Here is a 24,320-nt window from a genome sequence, read left to right on the forward strand (position 1 = left end):
AGGGCCTTGCCGTCGGCCGCCACCGCCCCACCATGGCGCTCAGCATTCCACAGCAAAGGCACAACCCGCCGCATCGCGCACTGCGCCGGGCCGCCCGGTACACTTGGCGGCAGCAAGGGGGCGAAGCCACCGGCCCCGCGGCACCGCTGAACGTAGCGGGAGGCTTCATGACCAGCAGCAATGCTCCGCATGAGGATCTGGTTTTCCACAGCACGGATCTTTCGTCTACCGAGGATTTCCTGGCACGCGCGTACACCAAGATGTCGATCGGCGCGGGCCCCGGCGAAACGGCGTCGGCGCATGTCGAGCGCCGGTGGGTGGGGCCGGTCAACTTCGACGAACTCCAGCTCGGCTTCACGATGTCCTACGACGCGGCCCCGCTGGGGCGGGTCTGTCTGTGCCGGGTGCACGACGGCTACATCGAGGAAGACATCATCGGCGAGGGGCCGGACGTGTTCGCCCCCGGCGACGTCGCGCTGTTGTCGCCGCCGGAGCTGCCGTACTCGGGCCGGGTGTGCAAGGCGAGCTACGACCTGACGATGTTCGACACCACGCTGCTCGACCGCGTGGCGTCCTCGGCGCGCCCCGCAGAGGGTGTGCGGCTGACCGGTCACCGCCCCGTGTCGGCGGCCGCGAAGCGCCGGCTGAGCCGCACCATCGACTATGTCGGCAGCGTCGCGAAGGCGGACGAGGCGCCGCCCCCGCTGGTCGCCTCGACCACCGCGTCGATGCTCGCCGCGGTGGTGTTGTCGACGCTGCCCACCAACGCCGTCATGGAGCCCACGGCCATCGATCGAGCCGACGCCAGGCCCGAGCTGCTCCGCCGCGCGGTGGCCTACATCGACGACAACGCCGACCGCGACGTCACCCTCACCGACGTCGCCGAGAGCATCCACGTGACGCCGCGCGCGCTGCAGTACATGTTCCGCAAGCACATGGACATGACGCCGATGGAGTACCTGCGCCGGGTGCGGATGGACCACGCGCACCGGGAGCTGCTGCGGTCGGATCCCGCCTGCACGACGGTCGGGATCGTCGCCGCCCGGTGGGGGTTCGCCCACACCGGCCGATTCGCCGCGATGTACCGGCAGGCCTACGGGGTGAACCCGTCGGACACGCTCCGCAGCTGAGCTACCCGGAAGGGGTCAGGCCACGGGTCGCGGGGCCCTCGATCAGCGCGCCGTCGGGCGCGAAGCGGGAGCCGTGCAGCGGGCACTCCCAGGCCTGGTCGGAGTCGTTCCAGGTGACGACGCCGCCAAGATGCGGGCACACCGGGGACACCGTGCGGGTCACCCCGTCGACGACGCTGGTGGCCGTCATCCGCCAGGGGGCCCCGCTGACGATGCCCTGGCCCTCCTGGGGCTCGCCGGACGCGGTGAGCGGGGCCACCCAGCCCTTGGCCAGGTGCAGCCCGACCTCCATGTTGAGCTGGAGCGCGGTCGGGATGCCGCTGAGTTCGTGCGGGCTCCAACTGGCGAACGCCGCCGCCCAGTCCATCCGGCCGCCGAGGATGCGAGCCGACAGCGCCAGCGCCGCGGCGACCCCGTTGGTCATCCCCCACTTGTCGAATCCCGTTGCCACGAGCAGATTCTCGAGCTTGGGCAGCAGCGGGCCGACGTAGGGGAGTTCGTCGGCGGGATGGTAGTCCTGCGCCGACCAGTAGTGGGTCTGCACCGCACCGGGGTAGTGCAGCGCCGCCCACCGCGCCAGCTCGGTGACGGCGTTCTTCGGGTGGTCCGCCCGGCCGACGGTGTGGCCGGCTCCGCCGACGATCAGCTTGTCCCCCGTCGGGGTCGGCGCGTAGCGCACCGACCGGGTCGGCGAATCCACCGACAGGTACATCGACCTGGTGATGTCGCCCGGGACGTCGAAGGCCAGGCAGTAGGAGCGCTTGGGCTCCAGCCGGGCGAAGAAGAAGCCGCGGTCGAGCACCGGCATCCCGGTGGCCAGCACCACGCGCTGAGCGGTGATGGTGTGGTGGGCGTCGCGGCTGTCCTGGGCCTCCGCGGTCCGGCGCAGCTTCACCCGCATCGGGCCGGTGCCCGACACCGTGGTGGCACGCACGCCCTGCAGCAGGGTGCCGCCGTGCTTCTCGAGTTCGGTGACCAGGCTGGACAGGTACGGGATCGGGTCGATCTGCGCCTGTTCGCGCAGCCGCACACCGCCGGCGAACGGGAACGGCACGTCGGCCTCGTCGACCCACTGCGCGTCCAGGCCGGCCTCCTTGCACGCCGACAGCACGCTGCGCGCCGTGCAAAGGCCCTTCTCGTTCTGGGCGTAGGCGTGGTCGTCCTCGCGCTGGTAACTCAGCCCGTGCTCGTCGCAGTGCCGCAGCAGCCACTCCCGGCCCTCGGTGTTGCCGGTGACGTAGGCGCGCAGCAGGTCGGCGCCGTGCTTCTTGGCGATGTTCGCCAGCTTGCTGCCCTGCAGCGCGCTGACCTTGCCGGTGGTGTTGCCGGTGGTCGCCGCTCCGACGTGGCGGGCCTCCACCACGACGACCTTCTTGCCGGCCCGGGCGAGCAGCACCGCGGTGGTCAGGCCGGTGATCCCCGCGCCGACCACCACGACGTCGGCGGTGGTGACGTCGTCGATCACTCCCGCGGGAGTCGCGGTTTCCAGGCGGCCGTCGGTCCACAGAGAAGGCATGGCGCGCGGTGTACCCCCCGCCCTTGCGACCAAACGCCAACGGTTTGTCGGCCGGGACAGTGGGAACGCCGTGATCATGAACCAGTCTCACGCCCCGCTGCTCGAGGCGCTGGCGCGTTACCGCGGCGCCGACCGTTACGGATTCACCCCGCCCGGGCACCGCCAGGGTCGCGGCGTCGACGAGCGGGTGACGGCTGTACTCGGCGCCGACCCGTTCCGCAGCGACGTGCTGGCCAGCGGAGGGCTGGACGACCGGCGGTCGCAGGGCGGATACCTGGCCCACGCCGAGGAGCTGATGGCCGACGCGGTGGGCGCCGACTACGCGTTCTTCTCCACCTGCGGCAGTTCGCTGTCGGTCAAGGCCGCGATGATGGCCGTCGCGGGTGGTGGTGACGGCCTGCTGCTCAGCCGCGACAGCCACAAGTCGATCGTCGCCGGCCTGATCTTCGGCGGGTTGCAGCCGCGGTGGATCACTCCGCAGTGGGATGCGGAACGGCACCTCTCGCATCCGCCGTCACCCGAGCAGGTCGAGGAAGGCTGGTGCAGACATCCGGACGCGGACGCGGCGCTCATCGTCAGCCCGAGCCCCTACGGCACGTGTGCGGGTCTGCGCGGGATCGCCGAGGTGTGCCACCGCCGCGGCAAACCGCTGATCGTCGACGAGGCCTGGGGTGCCCACCTTCCGTTCCACGAGAACCTGCCTACCTGGGCGATGGACGCAGGCGCCGACGTCTGCGTGGTCAGCGTGCACAAGATGGGGATGGGCTTCGAGCAGGGATCGGTGTTCCACGTGCAGGGCGACCTGATCGATCGGGACAGGCTGTCCGCCTGCGCCGATCTGCTGATGACGACGAGCCCCAACGTGCTGCTCTACTCGGCGATGGACGGCTGGCGTCGCCAGATGGTCGAGCGCGGACATGACATGCTCGGCGCCGCACTGGATCTCGCCTCCTCGCTGCGGGCCACCCTCGACGAACTCCCGGACGTCACCGTCATGGAGCACGAGTTGTTGGGCGAGCAGGCCTCCCACGACCTGGACCGGTTGCAGATCATGCTCGACGTCGCCGCCACCGGCACGTCGGGCTATCAGGCCAACGACTGGCTGCGCGAGCACTGCCGGCTCGACCTCGGCATGAGCGACCACCGCCGCATCCTGGCCACGATGTCGGCCGCCGACGACGCGGCCACCGGGGCGCGCCTGACCGATGCGCTCACGGCATGGCGCGACGCCGCACGCGAGTTCCCGGCGCCGCCGACCATCGCGCTGCCCGACCCCGGCGAGTTGCAGCTGGACAGCGTGATGCTGCCCCGCGAGGCGTTCTTCGGAGCCACGGAGATGGTGCCGGCGGACAGGGCCGCCGGCCGCATCGCGGCCGAACAGATCACGCCCTACCCGCCGGGCATCCCCGCGGTCGTCCCAGGCGAGCGGCTCAACGACACCGTCATCGACTATCTGCGGTCCGGCGTGGAGGCCGGCATGAACACCCCGGATCCCGCCGACCCCTCGCTGGCGGAGTTCCGGGTGGTGGCCTGATCCGGTTTGAGCCGGCTGTGACGGGGCAGACACGGGTTCGTGAGAATCTCGGACCTGACCACCCTGCCCCTCAAGGCCGGCGCCGCGCTGCGCGACCGGCGGGTGTTCCACCCCACCGGGGTGCTGTGCGCAGGCACGGTCACCCGGCTGGCTCCCGACGGCGAAGGCCTGCCGGTGGTGTCCGGCGACATCGTCGGCCGGATCTCGAAGGGGGCAGGCACACCTGGCGCACTGCCCGATTTCGCCGGGCTGGCCTGGCGGATGCAACGCGACGCTGACGCGCAGGTGCCCTGGGATGTGTTGATGGTGTCCTCCACGGCGCGGGTGCTGCTACGACCCACCCGATCCTGGCCGGCGGCGCAGTACTCGACGCTGATGCCGCTGGGCTACCGCGGCGCCGTGTACTGGCTGCGTGCGCACCTGCAGACCCCGATCACCGGCGAGGGCCTCGCGCTGTCCGCAGTGCGCGACCAGCTGTCCACGGGCACGGTCGACTTCGCGGTGGAGCAGGCGCGCGGTGGCGGCCCGTTCACCGCGCTGGCGACGCTGAGCTTCGACCGCGCGCTGTGCGGTGACGAGCCCGAATGCGACCAGCCGTTCGACCCGACGGTGCGCAGCGGTGCCGAGGTGACGCTGTTGCCGGGCTGGCTGACGTCGCTGCGCCGGGCGGCCTACCGCAACAGCCGGGAGGGGCGTGGCGCCGAATAAGCACTGCGGGCGGCGACCCATCTCGACAGGTGTCATATCGTGGCGGGCATGGACTTCGCGATGTCTGCCAAGGCGGCCGACTACCACCAGCGGTTGACCGATTTCATGGTCGAGCACGTCATTCCGGCCGAGGAGTCGTACGACCGCTACCGTCTCGGGGCGGGCCCAGAGGACCACACGGTGCCGCCGGTCATCGAGGAGCTCAAGAAGCTGGCCAAGGAACGCGGGTTGTGGAACCTCTTCCTGCCCGCCGAATCCGGGCTGACCAACCTCGAGTACGCGCCGCTGGCCGAGCTGACCGGCTGGAGCATGGAGATCGGTCCCGAGGTCACCAACTGCGCGGCGCCCGACACCGGCAACATGGAGACGCTGCATCTGTTCGCCACCGCCGAGCAGCGGGAGCAGTGGCTCGAGCCGCTGCTGGCCGGTGAGATCCGCAGCGCGTTCGCGATGACCGAGCCCGCGGTTGCGTCCAGCGACGCCCGCAACATCGAGACCACGATGCTGCGCGACGGGGACGACTACGTCATCAACGGCCGCAAGTGGTGGATCTCGGGGGCGGCCGATCCGCGCTGCGCGATCCTCATAGTGATGGGCCGGACCAACCCGGATGCGGCCAGCCATCAGCAGCAGTCGATGATCCTGGTGCCCGTCGACACCCCCGGGGTGTCCATCGAACGCTCGCTTCCGGTGTTCGGCTGGCAGGACCAGCACGGCCACTGCGAGATCACGTTCGACAACGTGCGGGTGCCGTCGTCGAATCTGCTCGCCGAGGAGGGCAGCGGTTTCGCGATCGCGCAGGCGCGGTTGGGGCCGGGCCGCATCCATCACTGCATGCGGGCGATCGGCGTGGCCGAGCGGGCGCTGGCGCTGATGATCGACCGCGTGCAGAAGCGGATCGCGTTCGGCAAGCCGCTGGCCGAGCAGGGTGTGGTGCGGGAGTCGATTGCGTTGTCGCGCAACCAGATCGACCAGACGCGGCTGCTGTGCCACAAGGCGGCGTGGACCATCGACGCGCACGGCAACAAGAGCAAGGACGCCCAGCTGCAGGTCGCGCAGATCAAGGCGGTCGCCCCGAAGATGGCCTGCGACGTGCTCGACCGGGCCATCCAGGTGCACGGCGGAGCCGGGGTGTCCGACGATTTCCCGCTGGCCCGGATGTACGGCTGGCACCGCGCGATGCGGCTCTTCGACGGCCCCGACGAGGTGCACATGCGCACCATCGCGCGCGCCGAACTCGGCAGGGAGAAGACGCCACTTGCCGCGGCGGTGACGCGCTAGTGGCGTCGTTGGGTGACGAACTCTCCGGCGCGTGGAACTTCCGTGACGTCTCCGAGCAGACCGGGATCGCGCCGGGCCGGTTCTTCCGTGCCAGCGAGTTGTCCAGGCTCGACGACGACGGCCGCAGCGCGCTGAGCGGCTACGGCGTCACCGACGTCGCGGATCTGCGGACGCTGCGCGAACTCGAGCGGCACGGACCCGGCTTGGTGCCCGCGGGCGTCGACATCCACCATCTGCCGTTCGTCGAGACGGCCGCGTCCGACGACGAGGCGCCGCACGAGCACGCCTTCCAGCGGATGATGACCGACAAGCCCGACGGGATGTCGGTCGCCGACGCCGCGGCGCGCTACATGACCGAGGAGTACGGCCGCATCGCCGGCGCTCCACTGGCACAGCGCGCGGTGCACCGGGTGGTGACGCTGCTGGGTTCGGGCCGTCGCGTACTGGCGCACTGCTTCGCGGGCAAGGACCGCACGGGCTTCGCGATCGCGATGGTGCTGGAGGCCGCCGGGGTGGACCGCGACGCCATCATGGCCGACTACCTGCGCAGCAACGCCGCGGTCCCGCGGCTGCGCGAGAGCATCCTGGAGACGGTGCGGCAACGCGCCGCCGAATCGCCGGAAGTGCTCGAGCTCGCCGAGGCGCGGCTGACCGAGTCGGTGCTCGGCGTCCGTGAGGAGTACCTGCACACGGCACGGCGCACCGTCGACACTGAATTCGGTTCGCTGCGCGGCTATCTCGAGGCGACAGGGCTGACCGATGCCGACATCGAGCGGCTGCGCACCGCGCTGAACGGCTAGTCCAGATACAGCGCTACAGCAGCCCCGAGTGCACGCTTTGTGACGGAAAATCGCCGATTTCCGTCAGAATGCGTGCACTCGAGGCGCTCACGCCGTCAGGAACACCCCGACGGCCCACGTGACCGTCGCCAGCAGCGCCCCGGTGAGCTCCACCCCCACCGACAGCGCCACACCCTTGATCGCGTGCACCGTCGAGGCCCAGGCCCGGGCGACGTTGCGGCGCATGGTCATCTCGGCGGCGAACACCCCGGCGACGAAGCCGACCAGCAGGCCGACGACCGGGATCACGAAGAACCCGACGATTCCGGCCAGCGCGCCGACCACCAGCACCGAGGTGCGGACCTGCGCGTCGCGCATGCGCCGGGCGGGCCAGGTGTACTTGATCACGGTGGCCGCCGCGAAGAACGCCGCGGCGATCCCGAACGTCACCCACGCCGCCGCGGTGCCGACGACGAATGCCCACACCCCGATGGCCGCGATCACCAGCACGCCGCCCGGCAGGATCGGCACGATGATCCCCACCAGACCGATGGCGATCACCAGCGCGACGAGGACGATCCCGCCGGTACTCATCCTCAGCCCTGCATCGGGGTGTTGACCTTGTCGGCCTCGATGGTGACGACCAGCCGTGTCTCGTCGGGGTTTCCGCTGAAGTACGGGTACGGGATGCCGAGGTACTTCTGCGACAGCTCGTCGATGCCCTCCTTGCCGCCTTCGCTGGTCATCGACACCACCCGGCCGCGCACCTCGAAGAAGCGGGCGACGTCGTCGGGGTCGGCGACGTTGACCGCGATGCGCGGATCACGCCGCAGGTTCCGCTCCTTCTGCATCCCGCCGACGATGTTGAGCACGACGTGCTCGCCGTCGGTGGTCACCCACGTCTCGGTGAGCTGCGGGGAACCGTCGGCCATCAGCGTCGCCACGAAGCACGGGCTGGGCTTGCGGAGCAGTTCGAGCAGAGCGTCGGGCAGGGCAACCGCCATGGTGTACGTCCTCTCAGGCTTGCAACTGGTCGGCGAGATCACCGAAATCGTCGGCCATGACGTCGAATTCGTCGGCAGCCGGTCGGCGCAGCACCCGGTCGGGGCCGTGCTCGGCGGGCCGGAACACGAAGCCGGTGCGCAGCCCGGCGTCCCGCGCGGAACGCAGGTCGGAGGGATGCGCGGCCACCATCATCAGTTCCGAGGGTGCCACGTCGAGGATCTCCGCGCACCCGAGGTATGTCTCGCGGTCCGGCTTGTAGTGGTGGAAGATCTCCGCGGAGAGCACGCAGTCCCACGGCAGGCCTGCGCGCTTGGCCATGTTCGTCAACAGCGAGACGTTCCCGTTGGACAGCGTGGTGATGACGAACCGCTTCTTGAGCCGGGTCAGTCCGGCCACCGCGTCGGGCCACGGGTCCAGCCGGTGCCAGGCGCGGTTCAGGTCGTCGATCTCCGCGTCGTCGACGGTGATCCCGGCGTCGGTGAGCAACTCGACCAGGCGTCCGCGATGTAGGTCGTCGATCCGCGTCCACGGCAGCTCGCCGCGGCGCACACGGTCCATCGCCGGTGAGTAGCCCGCCCGCCAGGCGTCGGCGAACGCCGGCCAGTCCCGCTCGAATCCGTGCCGGGCGCCGAATCGCTCGAGTTCGGCGGTGACACTCGAGCGCCAGTCCACGACCGTCCCGAACACGTCGAACGCGAGCGCTCGGATCATCTAAGGCTCCAGCACGAGTTTGCCTGCGACCCCGCCGTCGGCGAGGCTCTGCAGCGCCTCGGCCCCGGCCGACAGCGGAAACCGCACCGGCTCAGGAGGTCTCAGCCCGGCGGCGACCAGTGCGGCCAACCTGGCACCCACCTCGGCCTGCGCGCCGGGGGTGCGGTTGACGAACTCCCCCCAGCCCACGCCCACGACGCTGACGTTGCGCAGCAGCAGCCTGTTCACTTTGACCGTGGGGATGCCGCCGGCGGCGAAGCCGATGACCAGCAGGCGTCCCTCGGTGGCCAGCGCGCGGACGGCGTCGTCGAAGGTCGAGCCGCCGATCGGGTCCACCACCACGTCCACGCCGCGGCCCCCGGTGTGCTGCTTGACCGCGTCCAGCCACCCGTCGCTCAGGGGCAGCACCACGTCGGCGCCGAGGGATTCCACGAAGCCCATTGCCGACGGCCGGTGCACCATCGCGATCACCTTGGCGCCCATCGCTTTCGCGATCTGCACCGCGGCGGTGCCGACCCCGCCGCCCGACCCGAGCACCAGCACGGTCTCGCCGGGGCGCAGCGCGGCCCGGCGCTGCAGCGCGAAGTACATCGTGTAGTAGTTGCCCAGCAGAGCCGCCGCGGATGCGTCGTCGACGTCTGCGGGTGTGGGCACCACACTGCCGGGGTTCACCGCCACCTGCCCGGCGTACCCGCCGAGCATCGTGAACGCCGAAACCCGCTGTCCGACAGCGAAATCAGATGTCTCGGGCGCCGCCCGCACCACCCCGGCGACCTCCATGCCGGGAATGAACGGCGGATCCAGGCGCATCTGGTACTCACCGCGCAGGAGCAGCAGGTCCGGGAAGCACACCCCGGCAGCCCGCACGTCGATCACGACGTCGCCGTCACCCGCGGGGTCGGGCACGTCGGTGTACACCAACCCCGCAGGACCTGACAGCTCCTGCGCGACAAGCGCTTTCATCCGTCAGCCGAGAGCGAACGTGGCGCGCTCGGCTGCCGACAGGTCGGCGATCTCGCCCCACCGGCCCGCGACGTCGTCGACCGAGGGCACTTCGGTGAACGTCACACCGCTGTTCTGGAACAGCGCCACCCGCTGCACCTTGCCGCCACCGACGATGAACACCGACGCGGTCTCGGGCACCTCCTCGGTGCACAGGTAGGCCACCACGGGCGCCACGTACTCCGGCGTCAGCTTCTCGAACACCTCGGGCGGCAGGATGTCCTGTGTCATCCGGGTGGCCGCGATCGGGGCGATGGCGTTGGCTTTGATGTTGTACTTCGCGCCCTCCTGGGCCAGCGTGTTGATCAGGCCGACGAGGCCGAGTTTGGCGGCGCCGTAGTTGGCCTGTCCGAAGTTGCCGAACAGTCCGCTGGTGGAGGTGGCGACGACGACGCGGCCGAAGCCGTTCTCGCGGAAGTGCGGCCACGCCGCCCGGATCACGTTGTACCCGCCGTAGAGATGAACCTTGAGCACGGCGTCCCAGTTGCCGAACTCCATCTTGTGGAACGTGCCGTCGCGCAGGATGCCGGCGTTGCTGACCACCCCGTCGACCTTGCCGAACTCGTCGACAGCGGTCTTGATGATGTTGGCGGCGCCCTCGGGTTCGGCGACGGAGTCGTAGTTGGCGACCGCGCGACCGCCGGCGTCCTTGATCTCCTTGACCACCTCGTCGGCCATGTTGTGGCCGGCGCCGGTGCCGTCGCGTGCGCCGCCGAGATCATTGACGACCACGCTGGCGCCTTCGCGGGCGAGCGTCAGCGCGTATTCGCGTCCGAGACCGCCTCCGGCGCCGGTGACGACGATGACCCGATCCTGCACTCCTGGCATGACGATTCCCTTTCCTAGAAAAGCCGTCTGGCGAGCTTCCAAGCCTTCTCTGTATACGGGGGATAGATGAAGGCGCCGACGTCGGGTCGGGTTGGCTTGGTCATCACGGTCTTGCGGTGGCTGAACTCCTCGAATCCGTACTTGCCGTGATAGGCGCCCATCCCCGAGGGGCCGACGCCGCCGAAGGGCAGCTTGTGGGTGGCGAAGTGGAACAGCAGGTGGTTGATCACCATGCCGCCGGCGGCGACCTCCTTGATCACCCGCTCACGCACGGCCTTGGTCTTGGTGAACAGGTAGGCGGCCAGCGGTTTGGGCCGCGAGTTCACGAAAGTGATTGCCTCGTCCAAGGATCCGACGGTGACCACCGGCAGGATGGGACCGAAGATCTCGTCGGTCATCAACGGCTCGGCAGGGTCCGGGTCGACGACGACGGTCGGCTGGATCCTGATGTTGACGGCGTCGGAGCCACCGCCGACCGCGACGGTGCCCTTGGTTGCCGCCAGCGCGTTGGCCAGCCGGTTGAAGTGGCGCTCGTTGACGATGCGCTTGCCGCCGGGGTTGCCGGCCTCGAACTCGGCGACGGCCTCACGCAGCTTGTCGACCAGCTGGTCGCGGATCGGGGCCTCGGCGAGCACGTAGTCCGGCGCGATGCAGATCTGTCCGGAGTTGATCAGCTTCGTCCAGGCGATGCGCTTGGCGGCGACCTCGACGTCGGCGTCGGCCGCCACGATCACCGGGCTCTTGCCGCCCAGTTCGAGCGTCACCGGCGTCAGGTGCGCGGCCGCGCCCTGGTAGACCTTGCGGCCGATCTCGGTGCCGCCGGTGAACAACAGGTAGTCGAAGCCCTGGTCGATGAGTTCCTGGCTGACCGCGCCGTCGCCCTCGATGACGGCGATCGCGTCGTTGTCGAGATACCGCGGAACCAGCTCGGCCATCAGGGCCGAGGATGCCGGCGCGATCTCCGAGGGCTTGAGCACGACCGTGTTGCCTGCGGCGATCGCGCCGACGGCCGGGCCGAGCGTCAGCGCGAACGGGAAGTTCCACGCGCCGATGATCAGCACGGTGCCGTACGGCTCGTACTCCACCCAGCCGCGGCCGGGCAGCTGGGAGAACTCCAGCATGCGGTAGCGGCGCTTCATCCACTTGCCCACACTCTTGGCCGCCGACGCCGCCTCGCCGGCGGTGCTCGCGATGTCGGCCAGCCACGCCTCGAACGGTTTGCGGTCGAGGTCTTTGGCCAGCGCCTCGGCGATGGCGCCTTCGTTCTCGGTCATCAGCCGCTCGAGGGCCCGCAGCTGTTGCTTGCGCCATTCGACGCTGCGGGTGCGGCCCGATGCGAACGTCTCACGGAGACGGCGGACGGTGGCCGGAATGTCGGGGGTGGCGGCACCCACGTCGACGGGGACGGCGGAATCGGTGGTCATGACGGGTCTCCTTCATCTGACCTGCGGAATACCCGAATCGTAGCCAACCATCCGGTTGGTGAACAGGCGGCTGGGGAGCCGCGGACGCTCAGCGCCGAACTGCGGTGGTGAAGGTCGAGAAGGATTCGCCCTCGTTGTCGCCGATCTCGATGTAGCGGTCGAGCCGGACCATCTCGTCCTGCGAGGCGATCGCGTCGGCCTGCCAGCCGTGGCCGTTCAACCAGTCGGCGACCTCGGCGCGGTCGGCGTCGTCGTAGGTGAGCTCGGTGATGTCCATCGGCTCGACGTCGAACTGCGCGGTGATCCGGGAGAACCGTTCCCGCATCCGCTGCCTGCGGTCCGGGGCGTGCAGGCCCATCGACTCGGCGGCGATGCGGCTGCCCGGGGCGCTCAGCTCGGTGATCTGGGAGAACAACCGGTCCTGGGCGTCGGCGGGCAGGTACATCAGCAGTCCCTCGGCCAGCCAGGCCGTGGGCTGCGCGGGGTCGAATCCGGCGTCGGTCAGTGCGGCCGGCCAGTCCTGCCGCAGGTCGATCGCCACCGCGCGACGATCGGCCGTCGGGCTGACGTCGTGGGCGGCGAGCGTCTCGGCCTTGTACTCGAGCACCTTGGGCTGGTCGATCTCGTAGACCGTGGTGCCGGCCGGCCACGGCAGCCGGAAAGCCCGGGAGTCCAACCCGGATGCCAGGATCACGACCTGCCGGACGCCGGCGTCGACCGCGGCGCCGAAGTACGCGTCGAAGAAGTGCGTGCGCACCGCCTGGTAGTTCTTCATGTTCTCGAACATCGCGGCGACCTCGGGGTCGGACGCGGAGACGGTGGCGACGAAGTCGTCGTCGAGCATCAGGCCCCACACCCCGGTGCCGGCGTCGGCGATCAGGATCTTGGCGTAGGGATCACGGATCAGTGGGTCGGGACGCTCGGTCTCGGCGGCTCGGGCGGCGGCGACCATGACGGCGGTGGCGCCGACGCTGGAGCTGATGTCCCAGGTGTCGTTGTCGGTGCGCAGAGAGCTCATACTTCGGAAGTCTATCTATCAAATGCTGGGGCTCAGCCACGGTGTGGGCCACGCCACAGCGCGGTGACTAGCCCAGATGCCAGAGCTTGTTGGCCAGCAGCAGTTCGAGTTTGTGCACGACCGCGCCGAGGCCGGCCCCGTCGCCGACGAAACCGGCGTAGAAGCCCATTCCCCACAGCACGGCGACCAGCATCTCCACCAGGTGGCTGACGTCGGTGTCGCTGCTGAGTTCACCGCGCTCGATCGCATCGTTGACGACCCACGTGACGAAGGCCCGCGAGTTCTTCAGCGGGTCGTGCTCGTCGCTGACCAGTTCCGGGTGGCGCTGGGTCTCCAGCACGGACGTGACCAGGAACGCCGCCGCGGAGCGGTCCTCGGCGTCGGCCTGCGTCGTGGCCGACAGGAAAGCCGCCAATCGGTCGACCAGTCCTGTCCGCTCGTGCGCGCGCGCCACGCCCGCGCTAACAATCGACGTATTCGTCTGCTCGACCACCTCGGCCCACAGCACGCGTTTGCTGGCGAAGTAGTGATTGATCGCTGGACGGGTCAGGTCGGCGCGGATCGCGATGGCCTGGAACGTCGCGGCGTCGTATCCAAGTTCGCTGAACACCTCGCGAGCAGCATGCAAAATGCGCTCCCGCGTCTCGGCGGCCTTCGCTGCGGGGGGACGACCCGGACCTCTACTCGCCGTATACGGCATTGTGAAATTGTGCCACACGTCACCAGCCGTGACGGCACTCGCCCTGCAGCGCGCTCGCAGCCTGCCCTCTCAGCAAAAGTTGAGCGCACGTAATCGCAGTTTTCCGGGGACACAGACCGCCGACATCCGGCCCCGTCGAACTAGGGTTTGGCTATGGGGGCGGTCGGGTCACGGGAATCGTTCTTCAACGCTGGGTTCGACGTGCTCGCCGAGCTCGGCTACGGCGGGCTGAAGCTGGCCGAGGTGTGCCACCGGCTGGGTGTCACCAGCGGGTCGTTCTACCACTATTTCTCCAGTTGGTCTGACTTCACCCGCCAGCTCGTCGCCCATTGGCACGAGGGCATGACCGTGCGCGTCGTCGAGGCGGTCCGCGACGAGCCCGACCCGCGCCGGCGGGTGGACAAGTTGATCAAGGGCGCGCTGGAGTTGCCGCACGGCGCCGAGGCCGCGATCCGCGTCTGGGGCTCGATCGATCCGCATGTGCGTGCGGTGCAGGCCGCGGTGGATCATCAGCGCTTCGACGCGGTCTTCGAGTCGGCGTTGCAGCTGCTGGACAACAGGCGGCAAGCTGAGATGTTCGCATCGTGGTCGGTGTACCTGCTCGTGGGATACGAGCAGGCTCTGCTGCCCCGCAACCCGGACGGATTGGAGTGGCTCGTGACGCAGTTGCTGGACAGCCTCGACGCCGGCCGGTTCAGGTCGGTGCCCGACGGTGACTGAGACCGCCGACGACGACGTCGAGGCGCCGCCAGTCGGGCACGTCGTGTCGATGTTGCGGGAGCGCCTCTACGGAGCGATCTCCTGCCTGGCGACGCTGGTGGTGCTCACCCGCTACACCGAGGACGACACCAGCGGCTGGTTCCGGATGCTCGATGTGGCCGTCACGATGGGTGGTCTGTGGGCCGCGAGTCTGCTGGCCGACTGGGTCGCGCATCTCGCCGTGCACGAAGAGGCGCCCCACGGAGCCGAGCGCTGGCGGATGCTGCAGGCCTCGGGCCAGATCCTGCAGGCCAGCGTGCTGCCCCTGGTCGCGCTGGCGACGGCGGGCATCGGGCTGCTCGACACCGACACCGCGATGTGGGTGGCCAAGTGGATCCTGGTCGGCGAGTTGGGGCTGATCGCGCTGCTGGCGGTGCGGCGCACGCGGCTGCCCTGGTGGCAGCAAACTCTCACTGTGGCCACGTTGATCGGTGTGGGCCTGCTCGTCATCGGCATCAAGGTGCTCGCGCATTGACGACCGCGCCCACTCTCTCTGTGCGGGGACGCATCGTTGCGCGCATGCATCAGCGCGATCCCGACAACGACGCCCTGCGCCGCGCGGTGCGCGCGGCCACGGTGGTCCCGATCGCCGCGGCGGTGAGTTTCGCGATCGCAGGCGGTAACTCGCAGACACCGCTGTTCACGCTGTTCGGTTCGGTGGCGTTGCTGGTGTTCTCCGACTTCCCCGGGAACCGGCAGAACCGGGCCGTCGCCTACGCCGGGCTGGGCCTGAACGGAATGGTGCTCATCTCGCTCGGCACGCTGATCGCGCCGTATCCGTGGCCCGCCGTAGTACTGATGTTCGTGCTCGGGGTGGCCGTGACGTTCTCGGGGGTTCTCAGCGAGACGGTCGCCGCGGGGCAGCGGGCGACCCTGCTGACCTTCGTGCTGCCTGCGTGCACTCCGCCGGGCCCGATCGGCGAGCGGCTGCTGGGCTGGACGATCGCGCTGGCCGTCTGCGTGCCTGCCGCGCTGTTCGTGCTGCCGCCGCGGCACCACGGTCAGTTGCGCCGCCGGGCCGCCCGCGCCTGCCGTGCCCTGGCCGACCGGCTCGACGGGGCGGCGACCGCCGACGACGTCCACCGCGCGATGGACACGCTGCGAGAGACGTTCCTGGGGGCGGACTTCCGGCCGGTCGGACTGACCGCGGGCAGCCGGGCGCTGGTGCGCGTGGTCGATGATCTCGAGTGGGTCGCCGACCGCACGGGGCAGGGCACCGGGGTCACGCTGCGCGACCGGGATGCGGTGGTAGCTGTGCTGCGATGCGCGGCAGCCGTGCTGCGCATCTCGCGGCCTGCCGACAGGGAACTGGCCCGCGCCGACCTGGAGGCCGCCCTGGTCGTGCTGCGCGACATCGCCCGGGGACGCTGGCGGGAGGATCTCGACGAGATCCTCAGCGCCCCGAACGACGAGCGCGCCGTCGCGTTGGGCCGTGAGTTGTTGCGGCGGCGCACCATTGCCGCCACGATCAGCGCGACCGGCCGCATCATCGCGGCCGCGGCAGCAGCCGACGCTCGGCCGGTGTGGGCCCGCGCGCTCGGCAGGCGGCTGCCGCCGACCGGTGCGTCGGATCGTCTGCTCCCGGAAACCGTTGCCGCAGCCCAGATCACGTCGGGCTTCGTGGCCAACCGCTCGGTCGCGGTGCGCAACAGCCTGCGCACGGGGCTGGGGCTGGCGGTCGCGGTGGCGATCACGCACCTGTTTCCCGTCGAGCACGGGTTCTGGGTGGTGCTGGGCGCGTTGTCGGTGCTGCGCAGCAGCGCGCTGAGCACCGGCACCCGGGTGTGGCGCGCGGTGATCGGGACCGGGATCGGCTTCCTGCTGGGGGCGCTGCTGATCGGTCTGGTCGGGGTGGAGCCGACGGTGCTGTGGCTGCTGATGCCGCTGGCCGTCTTCGGATCGGCCTACGTCCCGGAGATCGCGTCGTTCACCGCGGCCCAGGCCGCCTTCACGATGATGGTGCTGATCTTCTTCAACCTGATCGTGCCGACCGGCTGGCAGGTGGGGTTGATCCGCGTCGAGGACGTCGTCGTCGGTGCGCTGGTCGGGGTGGTGGTCTCGGTGCTGCTGTGGCCGCGCGGGGCGACGGCGTCGGTCACGCGCGCGATCGACTCGGCGCGTGCGATCTTCGCCCGGTACCTGTGGGCATCGGTGCTGCGCATCACGCGCGGCGCGTACGAGGAGCGCACCGACGAGGTGGCGACGCTGAGCCAGAACGCGCTCGCCGCGTCGCGGGTCATCGACGACGCTGTGCGACAGTATCTTTCGGAGAGCGGTGCCGAGACGGACTTCCGCGCTCCGGTGGTCCGCTCGTTCAACCGGGCGATCCGGTTGCGCGCGGCCGCCGATCTGATCGCCGACATCCCGACCCCACCGCCGCTGTCGGCCTATCCGGACGTCCGCGAAGTCATCGAAGCCCACGCCGGGGCGATCTGCGAGCGCGTGGCGGGCCGGCCCGACCCCGAGCATCCGTGGGCGCCGATCAGTGACGACTTCGTGCGGGCGCTGCGCGCGCAGATGCGCGACGACGACCTCGGCGTCTCGGCGGCGCTGCCCCTGCTCACCGTTGCGGCGCTGATCGGTGAGCTGGAGTTGATCTATCCGCTCTCAACGTGACGGGCGGTGCGGCATCAGCGCGTTCGGCGGGATGGTGCCGAACCTGCCTGCGTTGAAATCCTCGACGGCGGCGATGAGCTCGGACTTGGAGTTCATCACGAACGGGCCGTACTGGAACACCGGCTCGCGAATCGGTTTGCCGCCCAACAGCAGGACCTCGAGGGCCGGCCGGTGCGACTCCTGGGTACGGGTGGCCGCGACCGTGATGCGGTCGCCGGGGCCGAGCACGGCGAGCCGGCCCTGCTCGATGGGATGGTCCACGGGACCGACCGAACCGCGTCCGGACAACACGTAGACGAGCGCGTTGAAGTCGCGGTTCCACGGCAGGTTGAGCCGGGCGCCGGGTTCGATGGTCGCGTGGGCCAAGGTGATCGGCGTATGCGTCGAGCCGGGACCCGATGCGCCGTCGATGTCGCCGGCGATCACCCGCACCAGCGCGCCGCCGTCGTCGGAGGAGAGCAGGCCGACCTGCGGGCCCTCGATCGACTGGTAGCGGGGCGCGGCGAACTTGTCCTTGCGCGGCAGGTTCACCCACAGCTGGATGCCGTGGAACACGCCGCCGCTCTCGACCAGTTCCGCGGGCGGTGTCTCGATGTGCAGAATGCCGGATCCCGCGGTCATCCACTGGGTGGCGCCGTCGGTGATCAGCCCGCCGCCACCGTGGGAGTCCTGGTGCGCGAAGCGGCCGTCGATCATGTAGGTGACGGTCTCGAAGCCGCGGTGCGGGTGCCAGTCGGTGCCGCGCGGTTCGCCGGGTTGGTACTCCACCTCGCCCATCTGGTCCATGTGGACGAACGGGTCGAGGTCCCGCGCGCTGACACCGGCGAACGCGCGCACGACGGGGAAGCCCTCGCCTTCGTATCCGCGCGGTCCGGTCGTCACCGAGCGCACGGGGCGGTCGGTGTCGGCGGGGGCCGGGGCGGCGATGCGGGGCAGGGTCAGGGTGTCGGCGGTGATCGCGGGCATACCCCATCTAACCGGACCGTGGTCCGATTCATTCCGTTCGCTGGTGTGCGTACAGATCGTCGAATCGGCCCGATCCGCGCGCTGGACGCACACTAGGCCCACGTTCAGCGGGTACTCCCCCGCCATGGCCAACAGCATCTGGGAAGTCGTCGCCGCGACGCTCTATGACCGCGGCAATCCCGACGGCGGTGCGGAAGAGTCGTCGCTCGTCACCGGACCCGAAGACGAGGCCCGGCGCGTCTACGCGGACACGACCGCGGTCGCGGCGGAACGCGGATACGAGTCCGTGACGCTGCGGCGCGACGGCGTGGATGTGGAGTCCTGGCCGCAGGCCACCGGCTGGACGTCCTAGCGGGCCGTCCGCCAGGCGATCAGCCCAGGACGCCCAGGGCCGCGGCCCGCGCCTCGGCGGCGCTCGCGGTGCCCAGCACCGCGTCGGCGGCCTCACGGCACTGCTGCAGCGTGACCTGCGCCAGCTTCGCCCCGACACCCTGGACCGCGGCCGCCGCGGCGGACAACGAGGTGACGCCCAGCCCGGTGAGCACGCACGCCAGGAGCGGATCGGCCGCGGCCTCACCGCAGACACCCACCGGCTTGCCGACGGCCGTGCCGGCGCGCACGGTCATCGCGACGAGCGCGAGCACCGCGGGCTGCCACGGATCGGTCAGAGTGGCCAATTCGGCCGACATCCGGTCGGCGGCCATCGTGTACTGCGCGAGGTCGTTCGTACCGATCGACAGGAAGTCGACGTGCTCGAGGATCCGGTCGGCCAGCAGCGCCGCCGCGGGCACCTCGATCATCACGCCGGGCGTCAAGCCGCGCGACCGCGCTTGTGCGGCAAAGGACTCCGCCTCCTGGGCGGTGGCGATCATCGGCGCCATCACCCATGGCTGCTCACCGGATTTCTCCGCCGCCGCCGCGATCGCGTCGAGTTGATGGTGTAGCAGGCCGGGGTTGTTCTCGGCGATCCGGATGCCGCGAACGCCGAGTGCCGGGTTGGCCTCGTCGGGATGGCCCGCGAACTTCAGCGGCTTGTCCGAGCCGGCGTCGAGCGTGCGGATCACGACCTTGCGGCCGGCGAACGCGTCGAGCACCTCGCCGTAGATCTGCGCCTGCTCCTCGACGGTCGGCTCGGCGTCGGTGTTCAGGAAGCACAGTTCGGTCCGGAAAAGGCCCACACCTTCGGCCGGAGTCTCCCGCGCGGCGCGGGCCGCGGCCCCGTCCTGCACGTTGGCGAGCACGGCGACCTGGTGACCGTCCGCGGTCGCGCCCGGCCCGGACCAGTCGGCCGCCGCTGCCGCGACGCGGGCGGCCTCCGCGACGGCGTCCTGTGCCGCGGACTCCTGGGGCGTGACCGTGACCGTGCCGAGGGTGCCGTCGACGAGCACCGTGGTGCCGGCGGGTACGTCGTCCAATCCGTGGACGGCGACGACGCACGGGATGCCCAGCTGCCGCGCGATGATCGCGGTGTGGCTGGTCGGGCCGCCCAGCGTGGTGGCCAGCGCGACGATCAGCGCCGGGTCCAGGCCGGCGGTGTCGGCGGGGGCGAGGTCCTCGGCGCAGAGCACCGACGGGGAGTCGGGCAGCGGTACGCCGGGCTCGGGCAGGCCGTTGAGTTCGGCGATCACCCGGTCGCGGATGTCGCGCAGGTCGGTCACGCGCTCGGCCATCAGGCCGCCGAGCTTGGTGAACATCTCGACGAACTGGTCGATCGCGGCGCTGACCGCGCGGACCGCGGGCGTGCCGTCGGTGATCCTCTTCTCTGCGGCGCCGAGCCAGCCGCGATCCTGCGCGAGGGTGGCCGTCGCGGCCAGCACCTCGGACGCGGCGCCGGTCGCGTGGGCCGCGCGGTCCCGCAGGCGGCCGGCCACGGTCGCCGCCGCTGCGGTGAAGCGCTCACCCTCGGCCGGCCGGTCGTCCTCGGCGACCTCGGGGAGGGTGCTGACGTCGACCTCGGGGAGCCGGCCGGGACGGATCACCGGCGCGTAGGCCACCCCGGCCACGACGGGAACCCCCTGAAGCACAGTGCCGGAGGGCGGGGAGGAAGAACCCTGTGAGCTGAGCGAAGACGTCGCGGTCATGTGAACCAGATTACAAGAAACCGTTGACAAGTCAACACGTTCAGGAGTAAAACCAAACATATCAACAACAAACCGGACGTATCCCCACACAAACGGAGCTCCATGTACCCCGAAGAGCGGCAGCAAGCCATCGCCTCCCTGGTGATGGCCAAGGGCCGCGCGTCGGTGACCGAGCTGGCTCAGGCCTATGACGTCACCACCGAGACGGTGCGGCGCGACCTGGCGGTGCTGGACAAGGCGGGCATCGTGCGCCGCGTGCACGGCGGCGCGGTCCCGGTGCGCGCGCTGCACCTCGTCGAGCCCGGCGTCGGCGAGCGCGATGTCACCCGGTCCGAACACAAGGACGCCATCGCCGCCGCGGCGGCCGAGTTCTTCCCCCTCAGCGGCGCGAGCGTGCTGCTCGACGCCGGCACCACCACGATGCGCATCGCGGCGCACCTGCCGACCGACCGCGAACTCGTCGTCGTCACGAACTCGGTGCCCATCGCGGCGCGGCTGGCCACCATGCCCACGGTGTCGCTGCAGCTGCTCGGCGGACGGGTGCGCGGGGTCACCCAGGCCGCCGTCGGCGAACAGACGCTGCGGGTGCTGGACACCATCCGCGTCGACATCGCGTTCATCGGCACCAACGCGATCAGCATCCGGCACGGCCTGTCCACGCCCGACAGCGAGGAGGCGGCGGTCAAGCGGGCCATGGTGCGGGCGGCCAACTACGTCGTCGTCGCCGCGGACTCGTCCAAGGTCGGCCGGGAGGACTTCGTCAGCTTCGCGCCGATCACCAGTGTCGACACCCTCATCACCGACCCCGAGATCAGCGCCGCCGACCGCGTCGAACTGACCGATCAGGGCCTCGAAATCATCTGCGCAGGAGATCACCAGTGATCGTCACCGTCACGCCCAACCCGAGCATCGACCGCACGGTCACGCTGCCGTCCACGCTCACGCGCGGCGCCGTCCACCGCGTCACGTCGGTCACCAGCCAGGCCGGCGGAAAGGGCGTCAACGTCGCCCGCGCGCTCACCCTCGCCGGCATCGACGCGCTGGCCGTCCTGCCTGCCGCCGGCAACGACCCGTTGATCCCCGCGCTCGAGACCGCGGCGGTGTCGTTCCAGATCGTTCCCACCGCCGAGTCGGCCCGCACCAACCTGACCATCACCGAGCCCGACGGCACCACCACCAAGATCAACGAGCCGGGCGCGACGCTCGACGACGCGACCGTCGCCGCACTGACCGACGCGGTCCTCGCCGCCGCCGACGGCGCCGATTGGGTGGTGATGTCCGGATCGCTGCCGCCCGGGATGCCGGCCTCCTGGTACGGCGACGTGGTCGCGTTGCTCGCCTCCCGCCCCTGCCGCGTCGCCGTCGACACCTCCGACGCGCCGCTGGACGCCCTGGTCGGCTCGCTGGACCGCGGCGCCCCGGATCTGATCAAACCGAACGCCGAGGAACTCGCCAGTGTGCTGGGGCTCTCCCCTGAACTGCTGGAAAGCGCTGTGGCGCAGGGTGATCCGGAGCCGGTGGTGACAGCGGCCCGCCAGCTCATCGACCGCGGCATCGGCGCGGTGCTGGCCACCCTCGGCGCGGAGGGCGCGGTGCTGGTCGACGCCAACGGCGCCTGGATGGCGACCCCGCCCCCGATCGTGCCGCGCAGCACCGTCGGCGCGGGTGACTCGTCGCTGGCCGGCTACGTCCGCGCCGAAGTCGGCGGCGCCGTTCCACCGCAGCGGCTGCAGATGGCCGTCGCCTACGGCAGCGCCGCCGCGGCGCTGCCCGGCACCACGCTGCCCACCCCCGCCCAGATCGACCTCGCCGCCGTGCAGGTCTCGCCCATCTCACCGATTCCCGCCACCCAGTAACACGCCGACGACGAAAGTAGTGCCATGACAAGCTCCACCACCTCTCCGCCGATCATCACCACCGACCTGGTTCTGCTCGACACCGCCGTCGACGGTGACAAGCAGGCGGTCATCGCACGCATGGTGGGCAGTCTCGCCGCGGCGGGACGCACCCACGACGCCGACGGGCTGATCGGCGCCGCGATGGCCCGCGAGCAGCAGTCGGCCACCGGCCTGCCGGGCGGCATCGCGATCCCGCACTGCCGCTCCCCCTATGTCGACACCCCGACGATCGGCTTCGCCCGGCTGAGCCCCGCGGTGGACTTCGGCGCCCCGGACGGTCCGGCCGACCTCGCGTTCCTGATCGCGGCACCCGACTCCGGCGGCCAGGAGCACATGAAGCTGTTGTCCAGCCTGGCAAGGGCGTTGGTGCGCAAGGACTTCGTCGAATCGCTGCGCAACGCGTCGTCGGCCGAGGAGGTCGTCGGACTGGTCGACGGCGTGGTCAACCCTGCCCCTGCTCCGGCCACCCCGGCCCCCGCCGCGGCGCCGGTGGAGAAGCCGACGGCCAAGACGCTGATCGCGATCACAGCGTGCCCCACCGGGATCGCGCACACCTACATGGCCGCCGACGCCCTGGCCGCCGCGGCCAAGGAGGCCGGCGTGACCATGATCGTCGAGACGCAGGGCTCCTCGGGCAGCACCCCGGTGCCTGCCGAGACCATCGCCAAGGCCGACGCGGTCATCTTCGCCACCGACGTGGGCGTCAAGGACCGGGGCCGCTTCGCCGGCAAGCCCGTGATCGCCTCCGGGGTGAAGCGGGCTATCAACGAGCCGGCCAAGATGGTCGCCGAAGCCGTTGCCGCAGCCGATGATCCGAACGCGCCGCGGGTCGAGGGCTCCGCCGGCGGTGCCGCCGCGGCCGGTGCCGCGCCGGCCGGTGGCGTGGGCTGGGGCACGCGCACCCGGCAGATCCTGCTGACCGGCGTGAGCTACATGATCCCGTTCGTCGCCGCGGGCGGTCTGCTCATCGCCCTGGGCTTTCTGTTCGCCGGCTACGAGATCGCGAACACGCCCGACGGGGCGACGCAGTCGATGGGCAACATCATCGCGCTGAACAACTCGCTGACCAACCTCCCCGATGGCGGGTTCACCCAGTATCTGGGCGCGATCCTGTTCTCCCTCGGCGGTCTGGCGTTCAGTTTCCTGGTGCCCGCGCTGGCCGGCTACATCTCGTTCGCGATCGCCGACAGGCCCGGTATCGCGCCCGGCTTCACCGCGGGAGCGCTCGCGGTGTTCGTCGGCGGCGGCTTCATCGGCGGCATCGTCGGCGGCGTCATCGCCGGGTTCGCGGCGCTGTGGATCAGCAATCTCAAGGTGCCCAAGTGGTTCCGGGGACTGATGCCGGTGGTGATCACGCCACTGGGCGCGTCACTGTTCGTGGGTCTGATCATGTTCTTCCTGGTGGGCCGTCCGCTCGCGCTGATCAACACCGGTCTGACCAACTGGCTCAGCGGGATGTCCGGAACGTCGGCGATCCTGCTCGGTGTCATCCTCGGCCTGATGATGTGCTTCGACCTCGGTGGCCCGGTGAACAAGGCGGCCTATGCGTTCGCCACCGCAGGCCTGGCGGCGTCGACCACCGCGTCGTTCCAGATCATGGCCGCGGTGATGGCGGCCGGCATGGTGCCCCCGCTGGCGATGGCCCTGGCCACTGCGGTGCGACCCGGGCTCTTCAGCGAGCCTGAGCGTGAGAACGGCCGCGCCGCATGGCTTCTGGGCGCATCATTCATCTCCGAGGGTGCCATCCCGTTCGCCGCAGCGGACCCGCTGCGCGTCATCCCGTCGATGATGTTCGGCGGCGCCATCACCGGTGCGCTGTCGATGGCCTTCGGCGCGACCTCGCGAGCACCCCACGGCGGCATCTTCGTGCTGTTCGCCATCGACAACAAGCTGGGCTTCGTCATAGCGCTGGCCGCAGGCACGGTGGCGGCCGCGGTCGCGGTCGTCGCGGCCAAGCAGTTCATCCAACCGGGCGCCAAGAAGGCCGAGCGCGAGCTCGCGGCCGTCCCGGCCTGAGACCATCGATTCCAGACAACCGAAAGAGGAGAGTTCATGCCCACCAAGACCGTCATCGTCGGATCGTCGATCGGACTGCATGCCCGGCCCGCGGCGATCATCGCCGAAGCCGTCGTCAACGCCGGCGTGCCCGTCACCCTGTCGGTCGACGGCGGTGAGCCGGTGGACGCCGGGTCGGCGCTGATGATCATGACCCTCGGCGCGGGCAACGGCGCCCAGGTCACCGTCGCCTCCGACGACGAGGCCGCGCTGAACACCATCGCCGATCTGGTGCAGCAGGACCTCGACGCCTGACCTACTTTCCCCTTCCCGCCGAAACTGCGTTCCACGCGCCGAAGTCCGAGTAGA

24 protein-coding genes are annotated in these 24,320 nt (G+C 70.3%); 13 read left to right on the forward strand and 11 right to left on the reverse strand.

The window, feature by feature from the left end:
- Positions 1–167 precede the first annotated feature (167 nt).
- Positions 168–1,130: an AraC family transcriptional regulator gene (locus G6N45_RS03755; protein WP_163720468.1), complete on the forward strand. Its 963-nt coding sequence runs from the start codon at positions 168–170 to the stop codon at positions 1,128–1,130.
- A 1-nt stretch (position 1,131) separates the two neighbouring features.
- Here the strand turns inward: G6N45_RS03755 and G6N45_RS03760 are convergent, their stop codons facing one another.
- Positions 1,132–2,646, reverse strand: coding sequence for an FAD-dependent oxidoreductase (locus G6N45_RS03760; protein WP_163720469.1), 1,515 nt, complete (start codon positions 2,644–2,646; stop codon positions 1,132–1,134).
- Positions 2,647–2,722: 76 nt separating this feature from the next.
- On the opposite strand from G6N45_RS03760, the gene G6N45_RS03765 reads away from it, so the two are divergent.
- The 4 genes from G6N45_RS03765 to G6N45_RS03780 are packed head-to-tail and all read left to right on the forward strand — an operon-like array spanning position 2,723 to position 6,969.
- Positions 2,723–4,180, forward strand: coding sequence for an aminotransferase class I/II-fold pyridoxal phosphate-dependent enzyme (locus G6N45_RS03765; RefSeq protein WP_163720470.1), 1,458 nt, complete (start codon positions 2,723–2,725; stop codon positions 4,178–4,180).
- Positions 4,181–4,219: 39 nt separating this feature from the next.
- A complete protein-coding gene (locus G6N45_RS03770) occupies positions 4,220–4,888 on the forward strand; it encodes a phosphodiesterase (protein ID WP_163720471.1) in 669 nt (222 codons plus the stop codon).
- Positions 4,889–4,936: 48 nt separating this feature from the next.
- The gene (locus tag G6N45_RS03775) at positions 4,937–6,169 is read left to right on the forward strand and encodes an acyl-CoA dehydrogenase family protein (protein ID WP_163720472.1); all 1,233 of its coding nucleotides are present in this window, start codon (positions 4,937–4,939) and stop codon (positions 6,167–6,169) included.
- Positions 6,169–6,969 (forward strand): tyrosine-protein phosphatase, encoded by an 801-nt coding sequence (locus tag G6N45_RS03780; RefSeq protein WP_163720473.1) that lies wholly within the window; start codon positions 6,169–6,171, stop codon positions 6,967–6,969. Before G6N45_RS03775 ends, G6N45_RS03780 begins: the two co-directional genes overlap by 1 nt.
- 87 nt (positions 6,970–7,056) lie before the next feature.
- Here the strand turns inward: G6N45_RS03780 and G6N45_RS03785 are convergent, their stop codons facing one another.
- The 8 genes from G6N45_RS03785 to G6N45_RS03820 all read right to left on the reverse strand — a co-directional run bounded on the left by G6N45_RS03785 (position 7,057) and on the right by G6N45_RS03820 (position 13,636).
- Entirely contained in the window at positions 7,057–7,542 is a 486-nt protein-coding gene (locus G6N45_RS03785; protein WP_163720474.1) for a DUF456 domain-containing protein, read from the reverse strand.
- A gap of 2 nt (positions 7,543–7,544) precedes the next feature.
- Positions 7,545–7,952 (reverse strand): PPOX class F420-dependent oxidoreductase, encoded by a 408-nt coding sequence (locus G6N45_RS03790; RefSeq protein ID WP_163720475.1) that lies wholly within the window; start codon positions 7,950–7,952, stop codon positions 7,545–7,547.
- A gap of 13 nt (positions 7,953–7,965) precedes the next feature.
- The gene (locus G6N45_RS03795) at positions 7,966–8,664 is read right to left on the reverse strand and encodes a haloacid dehalogenase type II (RefSeq protein WP_163720476.1); all 699 of its coding nucleotides are present in this window, start codon (positions 8,662–8,664) and stop codon (positions 7,966–7,968) included.
- Positions 8,665–9,627, reverse strand: a complete 963-nt coding sequence (locus G6N45_RS03800; RefSeq protein WP_163720477.1) for an NADPH:quinone oxidoreductase family protein — start codon at positions 9,625–9,627, stop codon at positions 8,665–8,667.
- A gap of 3 nt (positions 9,628–9,630) precedes the next feature.
- Entirely contained in the window at positions 9,631–10,494 is an 864-nt protein-coding gene (locus G6N45_RS03805; RefSeq protein ID WP_163720478.1) for an SDR family oxidoreductase, read from the reverse strand.
- Between the two features lie 14 nt (positions 10,495–10,508).
- The gene (locus G6N45_RS03810; protein ID WP_163720479.1) at positions 10,509–11,918 is read right to left on the reverse strand and encodes an aldehyde dehydrogenase family protein; all 1,410 of its coding nucleotides are present in this window, start codon (positions 11,916–11,918) and stop codon (positions 10,509–10,511) included.
- An 88-nt stretch (positions 11,919–12,006) separates the two neighbouring features.
- Positions 12,007–12,936 (reverse strand): class I SAM-dependent methyltransferase, encoded by a 930-nt coding sequence (locus G6N45_RS03815; protein ID WP_163720480.1) that lies wholly within the window; start codon positions 12,934–12,936, stop codon positions 12,007–12,009.
- 67 nt (positions 12,937–13,003) lie between these two features.
- Positions 13,004–13,636: a TetR/AcrR family transcriptional regulator gene (locus tag G6N45_RS03820; RefSeq protein ID WP_163720481.1), complete on the reverse strand. Its 633-nt coding sequence runs from the start codon at positions 13,634–13,636 to the stop codon at positions 13,004–13,006.
- A gap of 153 nt (positions 13,637–13,789) precedes the next feature.
- Between G6N45_RS03820 and G6N45_RS03825 the strand changes: the two genes are divergently transcribed.
- The 3 genes from G6N45_RS03825 to G6N45_RS03835 are packed head-to-tail and all read left to right on the forward strand — an operon-like array spanning position 13,790 to position 17,011.
- Positions 13,790–14,356: a TetR/AcrR family transcriptional regulator gene (locus G6N45_RS03825; protein WP_163720482.1), complete on the forward strand. Its 567-nt coding sequence runs from the start codon at positions 13,790–13,792 to the stop codon at positions 14,354–14,356.
- A 49-nt stretch (positions 14,357–14,405) separates the two neighbouring features.
- On the forward strand, positions 14,406–14,870 hold the full coding sequence (locus G6N45_RS03830; RefSeq protein ID WP_246229019.1) for a hypothetical protein: 465 nt from the start codon (positions 14,406–14,408) through the stop codon (positions 14,868–14,870).
- A 44-nt stretch (positions 14,871–14,914) separates the two neighbouring features.
- On the forward strand, positions 14,915–17,011 hold the full coding sequence (locus tag G6N45_RS03835; protein ID WP_163720484.1) for an FUSC family protein: 2,097 nt from the start codon (positions 14,915–14,917) through the stop codon (positions 17,009–17,011).
- On the opposite strand, the gene G6N45_RS03840 is transcribed toward G6N45_RS03835, so the two are convergent.
- The gene (locus G6N45_RS03840) at positions 17,003–17,977 is read right to left on the reverse strand and encodes a pirin family protein (protein WP_163720485.1); all 975 of its coding nucleotides are present in this window, start codon (positions 17,975–17,977) and stop codon (positions 17,003–17,005) included. The genes G6N45_RS03835 and G6N45_RS03840 overlap by 9 nt on opposite strands.
- A 124-nt stretch (positions 17,978–18,101) precedes the next feature.
- Here G6N45_RS03840 and G6N45_RS03845 point away from each other — a divergent pair, with 124 nt between their 5' ends.
- A complete protein-coding gene (locus G6N45_RS03845) occupies positions 18,102–18,329 on the forward strand; it encodes a hypothetical protein (protein WP_057149974.1) in 228 nt (75 codons plus the stop codon).
- A 19-nt stretch (positions 18,330–18,348) separates the two neighbouring features.
- Here the strand turns inward: G6N45_RS03845 and ptsP are convergent, their stop codons facing one another.
- Complete coding sequence (gene ptsP, locus G6N45_RS03850; RefSeq protein ID WP_163727735.1) at positions 18,349–20,118, reverse strand: phosphoenolpyruvate--protein phosphotransferase; 1,770 nt, start codon at positions 20,116–20,118, stop codon at positions 18,349–18,351.
- Positions 20,119–20,160: 42 nt separating this feature from the next.
- Here ptsP and G6N45_RS03855 point away from each other — a divergent pair, with 42 nt between their 5' ends.
- Genes G6N45_RS03855 through G6N45_RS03870 form a run of 4 tightly spaced genes read left to right on the forward strand, consistent with a single transcriptional unit; the run spans position 20,161 to position 24,266 of the window.
- Positions 20,161–20,940, forward strand: a complete 780-nt coding sequence (locus G6N45_RS03855; RefSeq protein ID WP_163720486.1) for a DeoR/GlpR family DNA-binding transcription regulator — start codon at positions 20,161–20,163, stop codon at positions 20,938–20,940.
- On the forward strand, positions 20,937–21,914 hold the full coding sequence (locus G6N45_RS03860; protein ID WP_163720487.1) for a 1-phosphofructokinase family hexose kinase: 978 nt from the start codon (positions 20,937–20,939) through the stop codon (positions 21,912–21,914). The genes G6N45_RS03855 and G6N45_RS03860 overlap by 4 nt, the downstream gene beginning before the upstream one ends.
- A 24-nt stretch (positions 21,915–21,938) precedes the next feature.
- Positions 21,939–23,972: a PTS fructose transporter subunit IIABC gene (locus G6N45_RS03865; protein ID WP_163720488.1), complete on the forward strand. Its 2,034-nt coding sequence runs from the start codon at positions 21,939–21,941 to the stop codon at positions 23,970–23,972.
- Positions 23,973–24,008: 36 nt separating this feature from the next.
- Complete coding sequence (locus G6N45_RS03870; protein WP_057149969.1) at positions 24,009–24,266, forward strand: HPr family phosphocarrier protein; 258 nt, start codon at positions 24,009–24,011, stop codon at positions 24,264–24,266.
- Positions 24,267–24,320: the final 54 nt, after the last annotated feature.

It is taken from the genome of Mycolicibacterium psychrotolerans (assembly GCF_010729305.1).
Classification (GTDB): domain Bacteria; phylum Actinomycetota; class Actinomycetes; order Mycobacteriales; family Mycobacteriaceae; genus Mycobacterium; species Mycobacterium psychrotolerans.

Bases quoted from the DNA above. Each gene is read 5' to 3' on its own strand.
- G6N45_RS03755 (WP_163720468.1), top strand. From the start codon at position 168: ATGACCAGCAGCAATGCTCCGCATGAGGATCTGGTTTTCCACAGCACG.
- G6N45_RS03760 (WP_163720469.1), bottom strand. From the start codon at position 2,646: ATGCCTTCTCTGTGGACCGACGGCCGCCTGGAAACCGCGACTCCCGCG.
- G6N45_RS03765 (WP_163720470.1), top strand. From the start codon at position 2,723: ATGAACCAGTCTCACGCCCCGCTGCTCGAGGCGCTGGCGCGTTACCGC.
- G6N45_RS03775 (WP_163720472.1), top strand. From the start codon at position 4,937: ATGGACTTCGCGATGTCTGCCAAGGCGGCCGACTACCACCAGCGGTTG.
- G6N45_RS03785 (WP_163720474.1), bottom strand. From the start codon at position 7,542: ATGAGTACCGGCGGGATCGTCCTCGTCGCGCTGGTGATCGCCATCGGT.
- G6N45_RS03790 (WP_163720475.1), bottom strand. From the start codon at position 7,952: ATGGCGGTTGCCCTGCCCGACGCTCTGCTCGAACTGCTCCGCAAGCCC.
- G6N45_RS03795 (WP_163720476.1), bottom strand. From the start codon at position 8,664: ATGATCCGAGCGCTCGCGTTCGACGTGTTCGGGACGGTCGTGGACTGG.
- G6N45_RS03800 (WP_163720477.1), bottom strand. From the start codon at position 9,627: ATGAAAGCGCTTGTCGCGCAGGAGCTGTCAGGTCCTGCGGGGTTGGTG.
- G6N45_RS03805 (WP_163720478.1), bottom strand. From the start codon at position 10,494: ATGCCAGGAGTGCAGGATCGGGTCATCGTCGTCACCGGCGCCGGAGGC.
- G6N45_RS03810 (WP_163720479.1), bottom strand. From the start codon at position 11,918: ATGACCACCGATTCCGCCGTCCCCGTCGACGTGGGTGCCGCCACCCCC.
- G6N45_RS03815 (WP_163720480.1), bottom strand. From the start codon at position 12,936: ATGAGCTCTCTGCGCACCGACAACGACACCTGGGACATCAGCTCCAGC.
- G6N45_RS03820 (WP_163720481.1), bottom strand. From the start codon at position 13,636: ATGCCGTATACGGCGAGTAGAGGTCCGGGTCGTCCCCCCGCAGCGAAG.
- G6N45_RS03825 (WP_163720482.1), top strand. From the start codon at position 13,790: ATGGGGGCGGTCGGGTCACGGGAATCGTTCTTCAACGCTGGGTTCGAC.
- G6N45_RS03830 (WP_246229019.1), top strand. From the start codon at position 14,406: ATGTTGCGGGAGCGCCTCTACGGAGCGATCTCCTGCCTGGCGACGCTG.
- G6N45_RS03835 (WP_163720484.1), top strand. From the start codon at position 14,915: ATGCATCAGCGCGATCCCGACAACGACGCCCTGCGCCGCGCGGTGCGC.
- G6N45_RS03840 (WP_163720485.1), bottom strand. From the start codon at position 17,977: ATGCCCGCGATCACCGCCGACACCCTGACCCTGCCCCGCATCGCCGCC.
- G6N45_RS03845 (WP_057149974.1), top strand. From the start codon at position 18,102: ATGGCCAACAGCATCTGGGAAGTCGTCGCCGCGACGCTCTATGACCGC.
- ptsP (WP_163727735.1), bottom strand. From the start codon at position 20,118: ATGTTTGGTTTTACTCCTGAACGTGTTGACTTGTCAACGGTTTCTTGT.
- G6N45_RS03855 (WP_163720486.1), top strand. From the start codon at position 20,161: ATGTACCCCGAAGAGCGGCAGCAAGCCATCGCCTCCCTGGTGATGGCC.
- G6N45_RS03865 (WP_163720488.1), top strand. From the start codon at position 21,939: ATGACAAGCTCCACCACCTCTCCGCCGATCATCACCACCGACCTGGTT.
- G6N45_RS03870 (WP_057149969.1), top strand. From the start codon at position 24,009: ATGCCCACCAAGACCGTCATCGTCGGATCGTCGATCGGACTGCATGCC.